General features: G+C 44.3%; 15 protein-coding genes and 1 other annotated feature. Of the genes, 7 read left to right on the top strand and 8 right to left on the bottom strand.

The features are described 5' to 3' along the window. Positions 1-9 precede the first annotated feature (9 nt). Complete coding sequence (locus tag IQR33_RS24670; RefSeq protein ID WP_017636159.1) at positions 10-1,086, top strand: 3-deoxy-7-phosphoheptulonate synthase; 1,077 nt, start codon at positions 10-12, stop codon at positions 1,084-1,086. A 21-nt stretch (positions 1,087-1,107) separates the two neighbouring features. Then, the gene (gene tyrA, locus IQR33_RS24675) at positions 1,108-2,235 is read left to right on the top strand and encodes a bifunctional chorismate mutase/prephenate dehydrogenase (RefSeq protein WP_193837558.1); all 1,128 of its coding nucleotides are present in this window, start codon (positions 1,108-1,110) and stop codon (positions 2,233-2,235) included. Between the two features lie 77 nt (positions 2,236-2,312). Here tyrA and IQR33_RS24680 read toward each other — a convergent pair whose 3' ends face one another. From IQR33_RS24680 to ettA, 3 genes are all read right to left on the bottom strand, one after another. Then, positions 2,313-3,314: a M23 family metallopeptidase gene (locus IQR33_RS24680; protein WP_053304360.1), complete on the bottom strand. Its 1,002-nt coding sequence runs from the start codon at positions 3,312-3,314 to the stop codon at positions 2,313-2,315. A 39-nt stretch (positions 3,315-3,353) separates the two neighbouring features. After that, on the bottom strand, positions 3,354-3,713 hold the full coding sequence (locus IQR33_RS24685) for a PilZ domain-containing protein (RefSeq protein WP_017636157.1): 360 nt from the start codon (positions 3,711-3,713) through the stop codon (positions 3,354-3,356). A 230-nt stretch (positions 3,714-3,943) separates the two neighbouring features. Then, entirely contained in the window at positions 3,944-5,611 is a 1,668-nt protein-coding gene (ettA, locus tag IQR33_RS24690; RefSeq protein ID WP_005381894.1) for an energy-dependent translational throttle protein EttA, read from the bottom strand. Positions 5,612-5,975: 364 nt separating this feature from the next. Here ettA and sltY point away from each other — a divergent pair, with 364 nt between their 5' ends. Together sltY and trpR are read left to right on the top strand one after the other, a co-directional pair. Next, positions 5,976-7,922, top strand: a complete 1,947-nt coding sequence (gene sltY / locus IQR33_RS24695) for a murein transglycosylase (protein ID WP_031812891.1) — start codon at positions 5,976-5,978, stop codon at positions 7,920-7,922. A 13-nt stretch (positions 7,923-7,935) separates the two neighbouring features. Next, the gene (trpR, locus tag IQR33_RS24700) at positions 7,936-8,244 is read left to right on the top strand and encodes a trp operon repressor (protein ID WP_005381892.1); all 309 of its coding nucleotides are present in this window, start codon (positions 7,936-7,938) and stop codon (positions 8,242-8,244) included. A gap of 110 nt (positions 8,245-8,354) precedes the next feature. Here trpR and yjjX read toward each other — a convergent pair whose 3' ends face one another. From yjjX to bamD, 5 genes are all read right to left on the bottom strand, one after another. Beyond that, positions 8,355-8,888, bottom strand: a complete 534-nt coding sequence (yjjX, locus tag IQR33_RS24705; RefSeq protein WP_017636155.1) for an inosine/xanthosine triphosphatase — start codon at positions 8,886-8,888, stop codon at positions 8,355-8,357. Positions 8,889-8,912: 24 nt separating this feature from the next. After that, positions 8,913-10,091, bottom strand: a complete 1,179-nt coding sequence (pheA, locus tag IQR33_RS24710) for a prephenate dehydratase (RefSeq protein ID WP_017636154.1) — start codon at positions 10,089-10,091, stop codon at positions 8,913-8,915. A 12-nt stretch (positions 10,092-10,103) separates the two neighbouring features. Beyond that, positions 10,104-10,225: a sequence feature (Phe leader region), on the bottom strand. 108 nt (positions 10,226-10,333) lie between these two features. Continuing rightward, positions 10,334-10,660, bottom strand: coding sequence for a ribosome hibernation-promoting factor, HPF/YfiA family (gene hpf / locus IQR33_RS24715; protein WP_005381889.1), 327 nt, complete (start codon positions 10,658-10,660; stop codon positions 10,334-10,336). 325 nt (positions 10,661-10,985) lie between these two features. Continuing rightward, positions 10,986-12,467 carry a lytic transglycosylase F gene (locus IQR33_RS24720; RefSeq protein WP_322631804.1) on the bottom strand — a complete coding sequence of 494 codons (1,482 nt, stop codon included), beginning with the start codon at positions 12,465-12,467 and terminating at the stop codon, positions 10,986-10,988. A gap of 148 nt (positions 12,468-12,615) precedes the next feature. Beyond that, on the bottom strand, positions 12,616-13,344 hold the full coding sequence (gene bamD / locus IQR33_RS24725; RefSeq protein WP_005381876.1) for an outer membrane protein assembly factor BamD: 729 nt from the start codon (positions 13,342-13,344) through the stop codon (positions 12,616-12,618). A 136-nt stretch (positions 13,345-13,480) separates the two neighbouring features. On the opposite strand from bamD, the gene rluD reads away from it, so the two are divergent. The 3 genes from rluD (at position 13,481) to clpB (ending at position 17,906) form a co-directional block, all read left to right on the top strand. Beyond that, positions 13,481-14,458: a 23S rRNA pseudouridine(1911/1915/1917) synthase RluD gene (rluD, locus tag IQR33_RS24730; RefSeq protein ID WP_005381875.1), complete on the top strand. Its 978-nt coding sequence runs from the start codon at positions 13,481-13,483 to the stop codon at positions 14,456-14,458. Between the two features lies 1 nt (position 14,459). After that, positions 14,460-15,188: a peptidoglycan editing factor PgeF gene (gene pgeF / locus IQR33_RS24735; protein WP_193837559.1), complete on the top strand. Its 729-nt coding sequence runs from the start codon at positions 14,460-14,462 to the stop codon at positions 15,186-15,188. A 144-nt stretch (positions 15,189-15,332) separates the two neighbouring features. Next, complete coding sequence (clpB, locus tag IQR33_RS24740) at positions 15,333-17,906, top strand: ATP-dependent chaperone ClpB (RefSeq protein WP_005381873.1); 2,574 nt, start codon at positions 15,333-15,335, stop codon at positions 17,904-17,906. Positions 17,907-18,394: the final 488 nt, after the last annotated feature.

An 18,394-nucleotide genomic window follows, 5' to 3' on the forward strand; every position in this document is an offset into this window, starting at 1 on the left:
GTTAGAGTTATGCAGAAAAGTGAGTTGAGCAATATTAATATTATCGAAGAACAGGTTCTTATTACTCCGGAGGAACTAAAAACCAAGCTTCCTTTGAGTGAAAAAGCACGTCGCTTTATTCAAGAGTCTCGTCAAACTATCGCTAATATTATTCACAAGAAGGATCACCGCCTGCTTGTTGTATGCGGTCCATGTTCTATCCACGACGTAGAAGCGGCGAAGGATTACGCAAAGCGCCTTAAAGCACTCTCTGAACAACTAAGTGACCAACTGTATATTGTTATGCGTGTTTACTTTGAGAAGCCGCGCACCACGGTCGGCTGGAAAGGCCTGATCAATGACCCACACCTAGACGGCAGTTTCGATATTGAACACGGTCTGCATGTTGGACGCGAACTTCTGGTGGAGCTGGCAGAGATGGAAATCCCGCTCGCGACTGAGGCTCTAGACCCAATTAGCCCACAATACTTGGCGGATACTTTTAGCTGGGCAGCCATCGGTGCTCGTACGACGGAGTCACAAACTCACCGTGAAATGGCAAGCGGCCTGTCTATGCCAATCGGTTTTAAGAATGGCACGGATGGCAGTTTGGCAACCGCAATCAACGCGATGCAAGCTGCGTCCTCTAGCCACCGTTTTATGGGAATTAATCGTGAGGGACAAGTCGCACTATTAACCACCCAGGGCAATGCTAATGGACATGTGATCTTACGTGGCGGCAAGCAAACTAACTACGATTCGGTATCAGTCACTGAGTGTGAGCAAGAGATGGCGAAATCTGGTCTTGATGCTTCATTAATGGTGGATTGCAGTCACGCCAACTCACGTAAAGATTACCGTCGCCAGCCATTAGTCGCGGAGGATGTGATTCATCAAATCCGTGAAGGCAATAAATCTATTATCGGTCTTATGATTGAAAGCCATATCAATGAAGGAAATCAATCTTCTGACGTAGCTCTTGAAGAGATGAAATACGGTGTATCTATCACTGACGCATGTATCAATTGGGATTCAACTGAGGCACTATTACGTCATGCACATGAAGAGCTAGTGCCTTTCTTAGAAAATCGTCTAAAGGCTAATTAATACAGGATTTAAGGAACATCAATGGCAGTTGAACTTAACGCATTACGCGATCAGATTGATGCAGTCGACAAGCAAATGTTGGAGCTATTGGCTCAGCGTTTAGCGCTCGTAGAGAAAGTTGGGGAAGTAAAAAGCGAACATGGTTTGCCAATTTATGCTCCAGACCGCGAAGCGGCGATGTTAGCTTCTCGTCGCGCTGAAGCTGAAAAAATGGGAATTCCTCCACAGCTTATTGAAGATATTCTGCGTCGAACAATGCGTGAGTCTTATGCCAGCGAGAAAGATTCCGGTTTTAAGTGTTTGAACCCTGATTTACGCTCAGTTGTTATTATTGGTGGTAATGGTCAATTGGGTGGCCTGTTTGGGCGTATGTTCAAATTGTCGGGCTACCAGGTCAAAGTTCTCGGCAGTAAAGACTGGGATCATGCGGACGAGATTCTAGACAACGCGGGTTTAGTCGTGGTCACGGTGCCGATTCATCTAACGGAAGGGGTGATCGAAAAACTGGGGAACTTGCCGCAAGACTGTATTCTGTGTGACCTGACTTCTATCAAGTCGAAGCCTCTGCAAGCAATGTTGAATGTGCACCAAGGTCCTGTGGTTGGTTTACACCCAATGTTTGGCCCAGATGTTCCGAGCCTTGCCAAGCAGGTTATTGTGTACTGTGATGGCCGTGGTCACGAGCATTACCAATGGCTATTGCAACAGTTTGGGATTTGGGGCGCAAGCTTGTGCCAAATCGATGCACAAGAGCACGATCATGGCATGACGTTGATTCAGGCGCTGCGCCACTTCACGTCGTTTGCTTACGGTATGCACCTTAGCAAAGAGAATCCGAACATCGATCAGTTGTTGAAGTTAAGCTCGCCAATCTACCGCCTTGAATTGGCGATGGTGGGACGACTGTTTGGTCAGGATCCGAACTTGTACGGTGATATCATTTTCTCTTCTCAAGAGAATATCGATATGATCAAGCGATTCCATCAGCGTTTAGGTGATGCGGTAGCGATTCTGGATAGCAGAGACAAAGCGCGATTCATCGAAATCTTTAAGCAGGTGAGTGATTGGTTTGGTACTTATTCTCAACAATTTATGAATGAGAGCCAAAACTTACTCAAACAGGCGAATGATAATATTCATCGCGGCTAATCACGGGTCATTTAGCCGTGCAGAGTCCGAAACAAAAAGAGCAGCGTAAGCTGCTCTTTTTCGTGTTGATGGACAAATCAGTTCGTCGCAGTATTACTCGTATCTTCACTTGATACTGTGTTGATACTGGTATCGCGATAGGGTGAATTGGTTAAATTGACTTGTAGACGTACAACGTTATCAATCAATTGAACCAAAGGTCCCCATTTCACTTTTTTCTCTTTTTCAAAGACGTCATTGAAGTTTTCTGGCGTCCACTCCATTAAGTATTGAGGGTTGAGTGCTCGTCCGAGGAAGCGTACTTCATAGTGCAAGTGTGGCCCTGTGGAGTTGCCAGAGTTACCGCATTGAGCAATGATGTCGCCTTTACTAACAAACTGACCGCTTTTCACTTTGAAGCGTTGTAGATGAGCAAAGGAGCTCATAAAGCCAAATGAGTGACGAATGGTGACATAGTTACCATAACCACGATTGCTCGGGCGAACGGTTTCCACCACACCGTCAGCCGGTGCCAGGATCTCTTCTCCTCTTTTACAAGTCAGATCGATACCAGTATGAACATGTCTCTTACCTGAAATCGGATTAATACGACTGCCGTAAGAAGAAGAAATACGTTGGTATGTGACTGGACTGTCATTTGGTATCAAACGGAACATCGTCGCTCGAACAGCAGAATCGATAGCGGCTGCGTCAATTCGCTCCTCTAACCCCATGCTGTTCTCATCGATCATCAACTCTTCGTCTGCGAGACCTAAAACCGATTCAACGTCGAATACCCGTTTGCCCAATAGCTGAATTTGATTGTTTTTGTCAGTCAAAGACTGGGAAAGTGAATGATTGGTATCAAGCTGCTCTTCGTAAAGAGCCGTCACTTCGGCCTTTTCACTTTCCAGTTTGGCGATGATTTGTGTTAGTTCGTCTTTATTGTGCATCTGCTGCTGATTAAGGTACCACGCGCCACAAACGACGGCGGGTAATGCCAATACTGAAGCAAATACTGCTAGGACCGAACTGCGGCCCAAATAGAACTGCTGATCGCCGTCTTTCGTCGGGATCTGCATGATGATTTTTTTAGACATAGTTATTGTTACTTAAATAGGCGTTCATTTATTTTTCTCCTAAAAACCAGAGAGGTGCTCTAACTCTCGATTCAGAAGGTCGTTATTGCCTACATTCAATTCTATAAATCGTTTTAGTTGGCTAATGCTTTCGATGTCTATCTTAGCGATCTTCAACCTCACCTCACACTTAGAGACATTCACAATTTGCGCTTTTAACGTAATCACTTGTTCGGATTGATCAAATGAAAAAGTCACATGGACTGGAAGGGTTGGATCCAAAGCCTCAGTCTCTTCCACTTTCATGAGTAAACCATGCAAGGAAAGATCTTGAATCCTAGCTTCAATTACCAAGTCACGTTGTTCTATCTTAGCTGGAGCTTGATGGAGAATACGTGAAAAGCGTCGTCTCTCTGTCATATGAATATTCTCGTCAGGTCGTCAAACAGAATTGAATAGTATATCAATACGAACAAAAAATGTTCGATTGTTGTTTGAAAAGTGTCGAGGTCGCTACAGAGTGACGTAAGTGCTATGTCATGTTCTTAACGAACGAGACGGGCTAATGAGCTCTTTTTATAACAAAGAAAACAAAGGCCGCTATGATAGCGGCCTTTGTACAAATTACAATCAAACTTTGTGGGTTGCGATTACTTCGCAATACGCTTGTATTTGATACGGTGTGGTTCTGCGGCTTCAGGACCCAATGTTTTCTTCAACCAATCCATGTACTCTGTGTAGTTACCTTCGTAGAAGTTAACTTGGCCTTCGTCACGGTAGTCAATGATGTGGGTTGCGATACGGTCAAGGAACCAGCGGTCGTGCGAGATAACCATTGCACAACCAGGGAACTCTAGTAATGCTTCTTCTAGAGCACGCAGTGTTTCAACGTCAAGGTCGTTGGTTGGTTCGTCGAGTAGCAACACGTTGCCGCCCGCTTTAAGAAGCTTCGCAAGGTGGACACGGTTACGCTCACCCCCCGATAGTTCACCAATAATCTTTTGTTGGTCACTGCCTTTAAAGTTAAAGCGTGAACAGTATGCACGAGCTGGGATTTCGAAGTTGTTGATCTTAATGATATCAGCACCTTCAGAGATCTCTTGGAATACGGTTTTAGAATCGTCCATGCTGTCACGGAACTGATCGACAGATGCTAGTTTTACTGTATCGCCCATCTCAATTGTGCCCGAGTCTGGTTGTTCAGTACCACTTAACATCTTGAATAGCGTCGATTTACCTGCGCCGTTAGCACCGATGATACCAACAATTGCACCTTTAGGGATGCTGAATGACAGGTCATCAATTAGAACTCGACCGTCAAATGACTTGGTCAGGTTCTTCACTTCAATAACCTTATCACCTAGACGCTCACCTGGTGGGATAAATAGTTCATTGGTTTCATTACGTTTTTGATGATCAGAGCTTTGCAGTTCTTCAAAGCGAGCCATACGTGCTTTTGACTTCGCTTGACGACCTTTAGGGTTTTTACGTACCCACTCAAGCTCTTTCTCGATAGTCTTTTGGCGAGCACTCTCTTGGGAGGCTTCTTGTTGTAGACGAGCGTCTTTTTGCTCCAGCCATGAGGTGTAGTTGCCTTCCCATGGGATACCTTCACCACGGTCCAGTTCTAAGATCCAGCCCGCAGCGTTATCTAGGAAGTAACGGTCGTGGGTGATGGCTACTACGGTACCAGTGTAATCCACTAAGAAGCGCTCTAGCCAAGCCACTGATTCTGCATCTAGGTGGTTGGTAGGTTCATCAAGCAGTAGCATGTCTGGCTTAGAAAGTAGCAAGCGACAAATAGCCACACGGCGGCGTTCACCACCTGATAGGTGCGCAATTTTTTGGTCCCATTCAGGTAAACGAAGTGCGTTTGCCGCACGCTCAAGCGCATTTTCTAGGTTGTGGCCATCTTTCGCTTGGATAAGGGCTTCTAGCTCGCCTTGCTCTTTTGCAAGTGCGTCGAAGTCTGCATCTGGTTCAGCGTATGCTGCGTAGACTGCGTCCAAACGTTTCAGAGCGTCAGCAACGTCAGCAACCGCTTCTTCAACAACTTCACGAACGGTTTTTGATTCGTCTAATACTGGTTCCTGAGGTAGGTAACCTACGTTTAGACCAGGTTGTGGACGCGCTTCACCGTCGATATCCGTGTCGATACCTGCCATGATACGTAGCAGTGTGGATTTACCTGCACCGTTCAGACCTAAAACACCGATTTTCGCACCAGGGAAGAAGCTCAGAGAGATGTCTTTAAGAATTTGACGCTTAGGTGGCACAATTTTGCTCACCCGCGACATGGTATATACGTATTCAGCCATTGCCGATCGTTCCTAAATTAACTGTCATTCAAACCCATCATTTTATACCAAGTGCTTTGTTTTTGTTACCGCATTGCAAGAATTTCCCTAACGAATGGATTTCTTATTTTGAGCTGACCGGAAACTTACACGGTTAGGGTATACACTTTTGTTATTCGTTAAGAATGACGAAGTGTTTTCTATGCGAGTTAGAAACGCTTTGTCTCCATCGTCTTAAAAGTTTGACGAGTACAATTTTTAATACACTAAGTTGCTTTACATGGACATCTGCATTCTGTGTAAATAGATGCATGTGTGAAAATTGCCTTAACATCACATGAACTCTAACAAAACTAGGCTTTAGGGCAGTATATGTCTGGGGAAAATGACACAAATGAGATTCAACGTATCTGAATTGGCTAAAAACGTATGCTGCGCCGCCGCGTTGTGTGCTATGAGTTTGAGTGCTAATGCCGCGCTGAGTTTGGAAAAGCAGCGCGAAGTATATGAGCAAGCTCAAGATTTATTAGATAAAAATGACATCGACGGATACCTTTCGATTCGTCCTAAAATTTCTGACTATCCACTAACGCCTTATGTGGATTACCGCACTTTTATTAGACAGTTACCGGAAAAGTCACCACAACAGGTGAACGAGTTTATTTCTGAGCACGAGTCTTTTCCATTTTCTCGTCGAGTTCGCGCTCCATACCTCAATCATCTTTATAAGCAAAAAGATTGGAAAACCATTACTGAGTTTCAAAAAGTCATTCCTAGTGGTGAGCGTTACCAATGTATTTTCTACGTCGCTCAATTAAAGCAAGGCAAGAAAGTCGCGGCGTTTAAAGGGGCTGAACATATGTGGTTACGTGGCATCAGCATTGCTGATGAGTGTGACCCATTATTTGAAGCATGGGACAAGGCGGGTGAGCGTACCGATGAACTGATTCTACAGCGTATGTTACTGGCGTTTGATGCTCGTAATGGCGGTTTGATGAGTTACTTGCTCAAACTGCCTAAATCAGCGCAGGCAAAGCAACAAGCCAAAGAAATGAAAGCGTTGTTTGATAATCCTTCAAGTGTTGCGGAATTCGCGAAGAAAAAACCTGCGAATGATTTTAATCGAGCGCAAAGTGAATATGCGTTAGAAAAGTTGGCTCGTATGAACACTAGCCAAGCTCAAGGTGCGTACGATGCTGTCATTAAAGGACAGAAGTTTTCTCCAGAAAAAGCGCAAGAACTTGCCGACTATATTGCATTTCGATTGACTCGTACGGAGTCTGAGTCATTAGCTAAATGGCGCGATGATAAAACGAAAACCAGTCAGTACTTACCGTTGATTGAAACACGTATCCGCTTAGCGATTCAAAATGCAGATTGGAAAGGCGTACAAGAGTGGATTGCTGTTCTAAATAAAGAAGAACAAGCCACGCTACGCTGGCAATATTGGCTTGGAAGAAGTGAAATAGCGTTAGGTGATGACATCGCGGGGAAACAGCGTTTAGCAACTCTGCTTGGACAACGAAACTTCTACAGTGTGGCTGCCGCCAATGCAATCGGACAATCAATCAAATACCCAACGCATACGGTTAAGTTGGATAAGAAAGTTGTTCAACCCTATCAAGACTCGCTAGCTCGTATCGAAGAGTTGATCGCGACGGATAAAATCGCAGCAGCGAAGAGTGAATGGGCACACTTACTGCGCCGCGTAGGAAAAGATGAAAAGGCGATGTTGGCGGCTTATGCATCATTTAAACGTTGGCATCACCTAACGGTGACCGCGAGTATTCAAGCGCAGATGTGGGATAATATCGAACTTAGGTTCCCAATAGCACACCGCTGGTGGTTTAACTTTTATGCGAAAAAGCACAACATTGATCCCGTCACGATGATGTCTCTCGCTCGACAGGAAAGTGCGTTAGATGTTGAAGCCCGCTCTCCAGTTGGCGCTCGTGGTCTTATGCAGATCATGCCTGCGACGGCGAAGTACACGGCACGTAAATATAAGTTGAGTTATCAAGGTACGCAGGATCTCTACAATGTAGGAAAAAATATCGAAATTGGTAGCCATTATTTGCAAGGTTTATTAGAGGATTACGATAATAATCGTATTTTTGCTCTTGCTGCTTATAATGCAGGTCCTAACAGAGTAAAAACGTGGCGAGAGCGTACCCAAGGAAAAGTGGATGCTTATGCCTTTATTGAGGCAATTCCATTTAAAGAGACGCGCGGTTATGTACAAAACATCTTGATGTTTGAAACATACTATCGTGATCTTTTGGGTATCGATGGCGCGTTCTTGAATCAACATGAGATCAATACCAAGTATTGAGTGAGGTAACTTGATGTCGCACGAACCCGAGTACAAAGACTGGCAACAGATTATTGAGCTAATTCGAACAAGTATGGGCACCCAGCAAGATGACATGCTGTTAACTATGCTGATGTCACGTGATGAGAGAGAGTCATTAATATCACGCGTTAATATAATTAACGAACTTCTTAAAGGAGAATTATCTCAACGTCAGATCAGTCAGATGCTTGGTGTGGGCATTGCCACCATTACTCGTGGCTCTAACGAACTAAAGTCGAAATCTGATGAAGAAAAAGACAAGTTGAAAGTCTTGTTAGAACAAGTTGCGGTATCTAAGTAGACAGTATATCCAATTTGCTTTTAGGCCTTGGTGTTACAAGTGACTAAGATAACGTATTACAAAGGGCGGAAATATCCGCCCTTTTGCGTATCTAGAGACTAGGCTGAGTGTTATAAATTTGAAGGAAAATGCTCAGGGTTTGTGAATGGAATTAAAGCCAGAATCAAGGCTTGGTGATAGACCGAGCTTCGAGTTAGCTGGTTTTGGGTTAGCAGGCTAATAGCGCCACCTTTCTGTTTGATATTATCAGTACCAAACACTTCGTCCATTACATCTCCCAATTCATTCGCATCCTTGAGTTTTTCCAAGACTTTTGGCGGCAACATTAAGCTTGCAGAACGAGATTCACCGCGGTGAGTCTCTGATTCAACCACCATCCAAGCAAACGTCACGTTTGCTGCAATTCCCGCTTCGAGACCGACATAGTAATCCGCGTTTGGCATCTCTACTTTTGCGTTTTTAACGCGGTTTAGCGCACCACGATGAGTTTCTTCATTCGTCATGGGCTGATCTGCGACCTCACTCGGTACACTGACGCCAACGAAGTTGAATTCTTGATGCGGAAATGCATTACGAAATGCACTTTGAACTGCATTAATTTTGGCTGGGTTTAGCGATGCGATTACGACTTTTTGGGTTGCCATGATCTTTTTACTCACTGGTGTCTATTAACTCAATTTTACTTGCGTAGGCTTTACGTTCTCACTCGGGTAACAGCCTAATACTTTCAAGTGCTTAGTGATTTTTGTTAGCTCTTCAAGTGCCTGTTGCATTTCTGTAGAAGCAAGATGTGATGTCAAGTCTACGTAGAACATCTCTTCCCACGGGTTCCCCATAATTGGGCGTGATTCCAGCTTGGTCATATTGATGCCGTAACGTTGCAGCACTAATAGTGTTTCAACCAATGAGCCTGCCTCTTGGGAGGTCGACATGATCAATGTGGTTTTTGCTGGAATCTGAGTAGAAACTTCAACCGGTTTACGAGCAACCACGATAAAGCGAGTATGGTTTTCGGTTTGGTTTGCGATGTTGCCTTGAATTGCTTGCAAGCCATATAGCTTACCGCTTGATGCATTACCAATTGCAGCTACATCATCACGATCCATCTCTTGGACTTTCTGCATTGCATCTGCTGTGCTCGCGCAGGACTCCAGCTTTACTCCTTTCATACGGCTTAAAAACTCACTGCACTGTTGGTGTGGCTGAGGGTGAGAATACAGCGTTTTAATATCTTCCAGACGAATGTCTTTTTTCGCAACCAAGCAGTGTTCGATTGGTTGAGTTAGCTCTCCAACGATGTAAAGCGTCGTGTGTTGTAGTAAGTCATACACTTCATTAATAGAGCCTGAGCTGGTGTTTTCGATTGGCAGAACGCCATAATCAGCATGGCCAGATTCAACCGTTTGAGTCACTTCTTTAAAGTGCTCGCAGTTGAGCTCGATAAGCTCCGTATTTTTACGACTGAAGTATTCGCGACTTGCCAAGTGCGAATAAGAGCCTTTGGCTCCTAAAAAAGCGACGCGAGCGAGTGGCTTACGGCTTTGCTGTGGGTTAACGAGATTTTGCAGATAACTTTGTTGAAGCAGAACTGAGTCTTCAATGATGGTATGGAAAAGCTTGGTGATGTACTGCGCGTCAAGTTCGTATTTATCTTGGCCATTAGAAATCAGCTTGACCAATAATTGCTGTTCACGGACGGCGTCGCGAACAGGCTTTGAGGTTTGTACTTTGCTTTTGGCTACTTCAATGCTGAGTTTACGGCGCTCAGACAATAAGCTGAGAAGTTGGTCATCCAACTCATTCAAGCGTAAACGAATTTCTTCGAGGGAAATAGGTTGGTCAGTCATCAATTCTTTCCTTATAAAAAAGCCTCCCGATTTGGGAGGCTTTCTGTTTGTTTTTGACTTTTCTTTCACAAACGAGTTCGCCCCTCCAACTATGGGAGGAAAAAGAAGTCAAAAATAAACAGTGAGGTTAAATGCATAAATAGTGCTTAATTTATGAGTGTTTAAACACAATAAGCAAGGCTGGGGAGAGCGTCAAGCAAAAAAATAGCGCCTTTCGGCGCTATTTCCTCAATCTGTTCAGTTTACTCTTCTTCTTCCACTAGCTCAGGCTTACTTGCACGTCGAGCTTCAGGTTTGTGGGTCAGCTTGTTCAATTGTCGTTCTAGTTTTTGCTCCACTTCGTTGATAGCTGCGTAAAGATCTTCGTGAGTTGCTGAGGCAATGAGCTGGCCTTTAGGAACTTTGATAACCGCTTCGAATTTCTTCTGTTTGTTTGGTTCCTCACTGAAAGTTGCTTGGCAACCAATTAGGTCTACTTGCCATTTCTCCAGTTTTTTAAATTTGCTCTCAATATGAGCTCGGATTGCAGAGGTGATTTCGATGTTTTTGCCAGTGATATTCATTGTCATAAGTGTTTTTCCTCTGTTGCATCCCTCATGGGTTGAGTTCAGATTACCGCTTTAAGTATAAAAAAATGTGATTCAGATCATTATTTTGCTCGGGTTTTTTATGATGAAAAATGAATGTGATCTCACTCAAGAACTTCTGAGATTTATCGTGAAATTGCTTGTTATCGGTTAGTAAATCCGTAGATTGGATAGAGTACTCAGCTGAAAACGGCCTCGTTTTTAGGGAAGTTTTACGGCCTAATATTTGAGGTGGTTAAAATTTAACTACACGTAAGGTGTGATGACGATCACTGAGTCTTTCCAATGAATCCATTTAAAAAGCCGCTTACTGTACAAGCGGCTTTTTACTGTCTGGAATTTGGCTGACTTTTCGTAGCGGTATCATGAAAATGGGGTCTTTTGGGGCTAGTGAAACCCTTTCTAGACTTTTGACTTGGTCCAAACTTTCTAGTTGTTTGTATATTATGTAGTAGCGATTAATGCTTGTGACGTACCCAACCGTTGAGCTTAAACTTTTCCGCATAACGACTTCCACGTTATTAAACCAAACATTAGGATCGTAACCTTGTTGGGCTGCACGCTTACGAATACGCTCTACATTGCCGGGGCCCGCATTGTAAGCCGCCAATGTAAAGTAGAGTTTATTTTGTGCAGTAATATCAGGATCACTGAAGTACTGCTTACGCAAAAAAGCTAAGTATTTCACTCCAGCATGAATGTTGTTTTCTAATTGTCGAACATTTTTGATATTGATATTCGGATCTTGAGCGGTGCTGGGTAGGACTTGCATTATGCCAACTGCACCTCGGCTTCCAACTAGGTCGTTATTAAATCCTGATTCCTTGTAAGCGATTGCAGCGATCAGTAAATAGTCGATATCGTATTTCTCACCATAGCGTGAAAATAGCGCCGCGAGTTTTTCTAGTTGAGCAATTTTCTTAGGGTTAAGAGCTCTGTTCAACCATCCCGTGTTATCGATGTATTTACCGTAAATAACGTTACCGAGTAGTGTCCCAGAGCGAGACTTCTGGATGAACTTATTCACGACGGCTTTTAATTTGGGACTATTTTCTCGCATTGCCCAAGCAATTTTGCCATTTTTGCGGATAGGGATTTTTTTGTGCACCCGAATATCATCCATCACTTTCAGCCAAAGCTTGGCTTTATGGCTATCGAGAACAATGGCTTTGACGTAACCATTGTTGAGCATTCCGACCAGCTCATAATCTTGAAGTGTTTCTTCAATAAAGTGCACGATAACAGGCGGTAAGCCTTTTTTGTTTAGTTTCTTATTTAGTGTCTGAATGCTTTCAAAGTAGCTAGAGCTGGCGCGCACCCAAATCTCTTTGCCGCTCAGTTGTTCGATTTTCGTCATCGTTGGTGTGCTTTTGTTTGTCACTACCCACTCATGAATGTCAGTGAGAATGGGTGAACTGAACTCCACTTTCTGTTTGCGCGTGTCGGTAATAGTCAGGTTGGCGACAACTAAGTCACCTGAACCGTTTTCTAAAGCTGGCAGTAGCTGGTCGCGGGCAACAGGAATAATTTGTACGTTAAGTTTTGGTTTGAGTTTACGAAGGTCTTTTTCGAAATGCGCCAGCAATTCCGCGCCTATGCCTTTTGGTGTGCCGCCCTCAATGTAGTAAAAGCCTAAATCAGCAGAAACTAAGACGCGCAGTACATTCTTCTCCTTGATGACATCGAGGTCTCCGGTATAAGGAGGCTGTTTGAGCGGCGAGATTTGCAGTGCGCAAACGGAAGTAGACAATAGGAGCAGCATAACTGCGCAAAGCTTAGATATCGTCACGTTCACATCCTTTTTATAAAGGGGGGAGGAGAACTTTAAGCATATGTGGAGCTAGGAAGATCATCAAGAAAGGGCTGAATACACTATTGAGAGTAATAAAAAACCGCCACGGTAAAAACGGTGGCGGTTCAGTTTAAAGCAAGTTCAATTACTTCACAGGGTTGAGCTCTATAAGCTTTTCAGTTCTTGCTACGGCGTCTTCCAAACCAAGTTGCTTGTAGGCCTCTAGCTGGATAGTCAGTGACTTACGTGCAGCTTCTGTGTCTGGATACGCTTTTTGTAGCTCTTGGCTGCGATTAATAGCAGCGACCCAAGCTTCACGGCGAAGGTAGAAGTCAGCAGTCGCTAAATCATAGTTCGCTAGACGGTTTTTCAGCGCAACCATACGTTTTTGTGAATCTTCTGCATATGGGCTATTCGGGTAGCGTTGAAGTAGTTTTTTGAAGTCATCAAACGCTTTTTTTACCGGTTCAGGATCGCGATCGCTTCGATCTACGCTGAATAAATCATGCATAAAGTTACGATCTTGCGCCATGTGGCTTAGACCTCGCATGTACAGCACCCAATCCATCTTTTCATGGGTTGGGTTTAAACGCATAAAGCGAGAAATGGTTGCCAAGCCCAAAGCAAGGTCGTCGTTTTTGTAGTACGCATAGATTAGGTCAAGCTGCACCTGTTCAGAGTAGGCACCGAATGGGTAACGTGAGTCTAATGCTTCCAGTTTCTCAATTGCAGAAAGCCAATTACCACTTTGAAGAGAAATCTGTGCGTCTGCATACAGTTCCGAAGGCGGCACATCAGGAACGATTTCTTCTTTGCTTGCACATCCAAACAGAAGGGATACCGCTAAAAGGCCTGTTAAAGTCTGACGTTTCATATCAGGAGTCTGTTCCTTGAATCTAAATATTTCTTAAGCTGCCGTTACTTTCTTTCCAGTAACAGATACAATGACGTAATAGTCTATTTTTTCACAGTCGTGAGCATTAGTCTCACAGTTTTTAAAAAAGTTCGATATGGCTCAGCAGATTGTATTAACAAATACCGTAAAAGATAGCCAGTTAGGTCAACGTTTAGACCAAGCTATCGCCGAATTATTCGCGGACTTCTCTCGCTCGCGCCTAAAAGAGTGGCTGCTTGATGGGAAAGTTCAAGTTGATGGTGAAGTTGTCACTAAACCTCGTACCAAAGTAATGGGTGGCGAGGAAATTACATTGCAAGCCGAGTTAGAAGATGAAGAACGCTGGGAAGCGCAAGATATCCCGCTAGATATCGTCTATGAAGATGAAGATATTATCGTTATCAACAAACCTCGTGACTTTGTGGTTCATCCGGGCGCTGGTACGCCTGATGGCACTGTACTTAATGCGTTGTTGCATCATTACCCTGATATTGCAGAAGTACCTCGTGCAGGTATCGTGCACCGTTTGGATAAAGACACAACGGGTTTGATGGTGGTGGCGAAAACTGTTCCTGCACAAACTCGTCTGGTTCGCGCACTGCAAAAACGTAATATTACTCGTGAGTACGAAGCGATCGCTATTGGTCGTATGACTGCGGGCGGTAAAGTGGATCAACCGATTGGTCGTCACTCTACTAAGCGCACGCTTATGGCGGTAGCACCAATGGGCAAACCAGCAGTAACGCACTACCGTGTTGCTGAACGCTTCCGCGAACACACGCGTATTCGCTTGCGTCTAGAAACGGGTCGTACGCACCAGATTCGTGTGCACATGTCTTACCTTCAGCATCCGTTGCTCGGTGATATTGCATATGGTGGACGTGCTCGCATCCCGACAGGTGCGTCTGAAGAGCTAACGGCAATGATCCGGGGTTTCGATCGCCAAGCATTGCACGCAGTAATGCTGCGCTTTGAGCACCCAATTACGGGCGAAGTTCTTGAGTTTCATGCTCCAGTGCCTGATGACATGGTTGTGATGACTGAAGCGCTTCGTCAAGATACAGAAGAGCACGGCTTACCGGAAGAGTTCTAATATGAAGAGAATCATCCCGAATTGGCCAGCGCCTAAAAATGTCAAAGCTTTCGCCTCAACACGCATAGGCGGATTTTCGACAGGCCCTTACCAAGGGCTAAATTTAGGTGCTCACGTTGGGGATGATTTGTCTTTAGTAGAGAAGAACCGAGCTTGGTTGGCGCAACAGGCAAGCATGCCAAATGCGCCAATCTGGTTAAACCAAACGCATTCAACCGTTGTGGCTCAAGCAAATGAACCAACAACACAGGTGCTTGATGCGGATGGTGTATTTACTTCTTCAAGCCATGTTATTTGTTCAGCGATGACCGCCGATTGTTTACCTGTATTATTGACTAATACACAAGGTACGCAAGTAGCCGCTGTTCACGCAGGTTGGCGCGGCTTAGCAAATGGCATTGTCGAAAATGCGTTAGCGTTGTTTTCTGGTGAAGTGATAGCGTGGCTTGGCCCCGCCATTGGCCCTCAAGCCTTCGAAGTGGGTGAAGATGTTCTGCAAGCTTTTGTTGATTTTGATTCACAGGCGAATCAAGCATTTGCTCCACTCGATATCGACGGTAAATGGTTTGCTGACATGTCGGTGCTGGCAACGCAACGTCTAAACCGGGCTGGTGTGACACAAGTGTTTGATTCTGGACTTTGTACTTACCAAGATAAAGCCTCTTTTTACTCTTATCGCCGTGATGGTAAGACTGGTCGACAAGCAACCTTTATTTGGATCGAAGACTAGCTATAAGCACCAAAGTGCTAAGATGCATACTACTATTTTTGCAAAGCTATCTTTATTCATTCACTCCCTTGAAATTCCCCACCCGAGTATCCATCTTTCTAACTGTCAAAAGAATTTCCTTTAGTTGAGGTTAGGAAGGTAGATATGCGTCTTGATCGATTCACAAGTAAGTTTCAAATCGCTATCTCTGATGCTCAATCACTAGCGTTAGGGCGCGATCATCAATATATCGAGCCAGTTCACCTCATGGTGGCTTTGCTTGATCAAAATGGCAGTCCAATTCGTCCATTGCTTACTATGCTGGATGTGGACGTAACGCATTTACGCTCTAAATTGAGTGAAATGTTAGATCGATTACCAAAAGTCAGTGGCATCGGTGGGGATGTTCAGCTCTCTAGCTCGATGGGCACATTGTTTAACCTGTGTGACAAAGTGGCGCAAAAGCGTCAAGACTCCTATATCTCGTCTGAAGTCTTCCTGCTTGCCGCTTTAGAAGATCGCGGACCATTGGGGCAATTGCTCAAAGAGATCGGCTTAACAGAGCAAAAAGTCAGCCAGGCAATCGAAAAGATCAGAGGTGGTCAAAAGGTCAATGATCCGAATGCAGAAGAGCTTCGTCAAGCATTGGAAAAGTTCACCATAGACCTTACCGAACGTGCAGAGCAAGGTAAATTGGATCCGGTTATCGGCCGTGATGATGAAATCCGTCGTACTATCCAGGTATTGCAGCGTCGTACTAAAAACAACCCTGTGATTATCGGTGAACCAGGCGTAGGTAAGACAGCAATTGTTGAAGGCTTAGCGCAGCGCATAGTTAACAATGAAGTACCTGAAGGTCTGCGTGGTCGCCGTGTGCTATCACTGGATATGGGCGCACTGGTTGCTGGCGCGAAATACCGTGGGGAATTTGAAGAGCGTTTAAAATCAGTATTGAATGAACTTGCTAAAGAAGAAGGCAACGTCATCCTCTTCATTGATGAACTACACACTATGGTCGGTGCTGGTAAAGGTGAAGGCTCAATGGATGCGGGCAACATGCTAAAACCGGCATTAGCTCGTGGTGAGCTGCACTGTGTTGGCGCAACAACATTGGATGAATATCGTCAGTACATCGAAAAAGATGCAGCATTAGAACGTCGTTTCCAAAAAGTGCTGGTGGATGAGCCGACCGTTGAGGATACCGTGGCGATTTTACGTGGCTTGAAGGAGCGTTATGAGCTTCATCATCACGTCGAAATTACTGACCCAGCGATTGTTGCTGCGGCGAGCTTGTCACATCGCTATGTCTCCGACCGTCAGTTGCCGGATAAAGCGATCGACTTAATCGACGAAGCGGCTTCAAGCATTCGTTTACAAATTGACTCTAAGCCGGAGTCCTTGGATAAGCTTGAGCGTAAAATCATCCAACTCAAAATTGAGCAGCAAGCACTAAGTAACGAGCACGATGAAGCGAGTGAAAAGCGTTTGAAAGCGCTTAATGAAGAACTCAATGAAAAAGAACGTGAGTACGCTGAACTAGAAGAGGTTTGGAATACAGAAAAAGCAGCTCTTTCTGGCACTCAACATATTAAGTCTGAGCTTGAACAAGCTCGTATGGACATGGAGTTTGCTCGCCGTGCTGGCGATCTAAACCGTATGTCGGAGCTTCAATATGGTCGTATTCCTGAACTTGAGAAGCAGTTAGATCTTGCAACCCAAGCTGAAATGCAGGAAATGACGCTATTGCGTAATAAAGTAACCGACAACGAGATTGCAGAAGTACTTTCTAAGCAAACCGGCATTCCGGTATCCAAGATGCTAGAAGCGGAAAAAGAGAAACTACTTCGTATGGAAGACGTGCTGCATAATCGTGTGGTAGGGCAAAGCGAAGCGGTCTCTGTTGTATCGAATGCCATTCGTCGTAGTCGAGCTGGGCTTTCTGATCCAAACCGACCAATTGGCTCCTTCTTATTTTTAGGTCCAACTGGTGTGGGCAAAACAGAGCTTTGTAAGACACTTGCGAGCTTTATGTTCGACAGTGAAGATGCGATGGTCCGTATCGATATGTCTGAGTTCATGGAGAAACACTCAGTGGCAAGGTTGGTTGGTGCACCTCCAGGCTATGTCGGATATGAAGAGGGTGGTTACTTAACTGAAGCGGTTCGTCGCAAGCCGTATTCGGTAATTTTGTTAGACGAAGTAGAGAAAGCGCATCCGGATGTATTTAACATTCTGCTGCAAGTTCTCGATGATGGGCGTTTAACGGATGGTCAAGGTCGTACTGTTGACTTCCGTAATACGGTTGTGATCATGACATCTAACTTGGGTTCATCTCGTATCCAAGAGAATTTCGCAACATTAGACTATCAAGGTATCAAGAGTGAAGTGATGGATGTGGTTAGCAAACACTTCCGCCCAGAGTTCTTGAACCGTGTTGACGAAATCGTGGTGTTCCATCCACTTGGTCAAGAACACATTAAGTCCATTGCTTCTATTCAATTGGAACGTTTGGCGAAACGACTAGAGGAGAAAGGCTATCAACTAGAAGTTTCCGACAAAGCGCTCGATTTGATCGCTCAAGTTGGTTTCGATCCTGTGTATGGTGCGCGTCCTTTAAAACGTGCAATTCAGCAGAATGTCGAGAACCCGTTAGCCAAATCAATTCTTTCTGGTGAAATCGTTCCAGACAAGACAGTGCAGCTAATTGTTACTAATGACCAAATTTGTGCTCATCAATAATTGTATGGATACAGTAAAATTGAGATAAAAATCACACTAAAGGGGCCGTTTGGCCCCTTTTCTATAGTTTTTTAGAGTCTTTTGTCTGTTTTCTATACGAATAAACTAAAAAGGTGAGTTTTTTTAAAAAATGCACTTGTGTTCTTTAATGAACTCCCTATAATGCGCCTCCGTTGTCACGGGAAAGCAAGTGAAGCGGAACCTAAACAACTACGGTTAGTGAGTTAAAATTAACTCGCAGATAAATAACTTAAAAAAGTGTTTGACACGATAAGTTATCTAGCTAAAATAGCCGTCCACTTTGAAGAGAACTTCGAAGTGTGCTCTTTAAAAATATAGACCTATCAATCTGTGTGGGCACTCGTTGATGATAATCCAATTAGAAGCTTAGGCTTCAAATTAGGTTTCAATGATACGAAGTGACCATTGAATCGAAAGATTCAGCACAGTCAATTCAAACATTACTTATGTAATGTTCAGTATTCATT

The sequence above is a fragment of the Vibrio sp. OPT46 genome, assembly GCF_015163535.1.
GTDB lineage: Bacteria > Pseudomonadota > Gammaproteobacteria > Enterobacterales > Vibrionaceae > Vibrio > Vibrio alginolyticus.

Excerpts from the sequence above, each read along its gene's own strand:
- IQR33_RS24670 (WP_017636159.1), top strand. The coding sequence starts at position 10 with ATGCAGAAAAGTGAGTTGAGCAATATTAATATTATCGAAGAACAGGTT.
- tyrA (WP_193837558.1), top strand. The coding sequence starts at position 1,108 with ATGGCAGTTGAACTTAACGCATTACGCGATCAGATTGATGCAGTCGAC.
- IQR33_RS24680 (WP_053304360.1), bottom strand. The coding sequence starts at position 3,314 with ATGTCTAAAAAAATCATCATGCAGATCCCGACGAAAGACGGCGATCAG.
- IQR33_RS24685 (WP_017636157.1), bottom strand. The coding sequence starts at position 3,713 with ATGACAGAGAGACGACGCTTTTCACGTATTCTCCATCAAGCTCCAGCT.
- ettA (WP_005381894.1), bottom strand. The coding sequence starts at position 5,611 with ATGGCTGAATACGTATATACCATGTCGCGGGTGAGCAAAATTGTGCCA.
- sltY (WP_031812891.1), top strand. The coding sequence starts at position 5,976 with ATGACACAAATGAGATTCAACGTATCTGAATTGGCTAAAAACGTATGC.
- trpR (WP_005381892.1), top strand. The coding sequence starts at position 7,936 with ATGTCGCACGAACCCGAGTACAAAGACTGGCAACAGATTATTGAGCTA.
- yjjX (WP_017636155.1), bottom strand. The coding sequence starts at position 8,888 with ATGGCAACCCAAAAAGTCGTAATCGCATCGCTAAACCCAGCCAAAATT.
- pheA (WP_017636154.1), bottom strand. The coding sequence starts at position 10,091 with ATGACTGACCAACCTATTTCCCTCGAAGAAATTCGTTTACGCTTGAAT.
- hpf (WP_005381889.1), bottom strand. The coding sequence starts at position 10,660 with ATGACAATGAATATCACTGGCAAAAACATCGAAATCACCTCTGCAATC.
- bamD (WP_005381876.1), bottom strand. The coding sequence starts at position 13,344 with ATGAAACGTCAGACTTTAACAGGCCTTTTAGCGGTATCCCTTCTGTTT.
- rluD (WP_005381875.1), top strand. The coding sequence starts at position 13,481 with ATGGCTCAGCAGATTGTATTAACAAATACCGTAAAAGATAGCCAGTTA.
- pgeF (WP_193837559.1), top strand. The coding sequence starts at position 14,460 with ATGAAGAGAATCATCCCGAATTGGCCAGCGCCTAAAAATGTCAAAGCT.
- clpB (WP_005381873.1), top strand. The coding sequence starts at position 15,333 with ATGCGTCTTGATCGATTCACAAGTAAGTTTCAAATCGCTATCTCTGAT.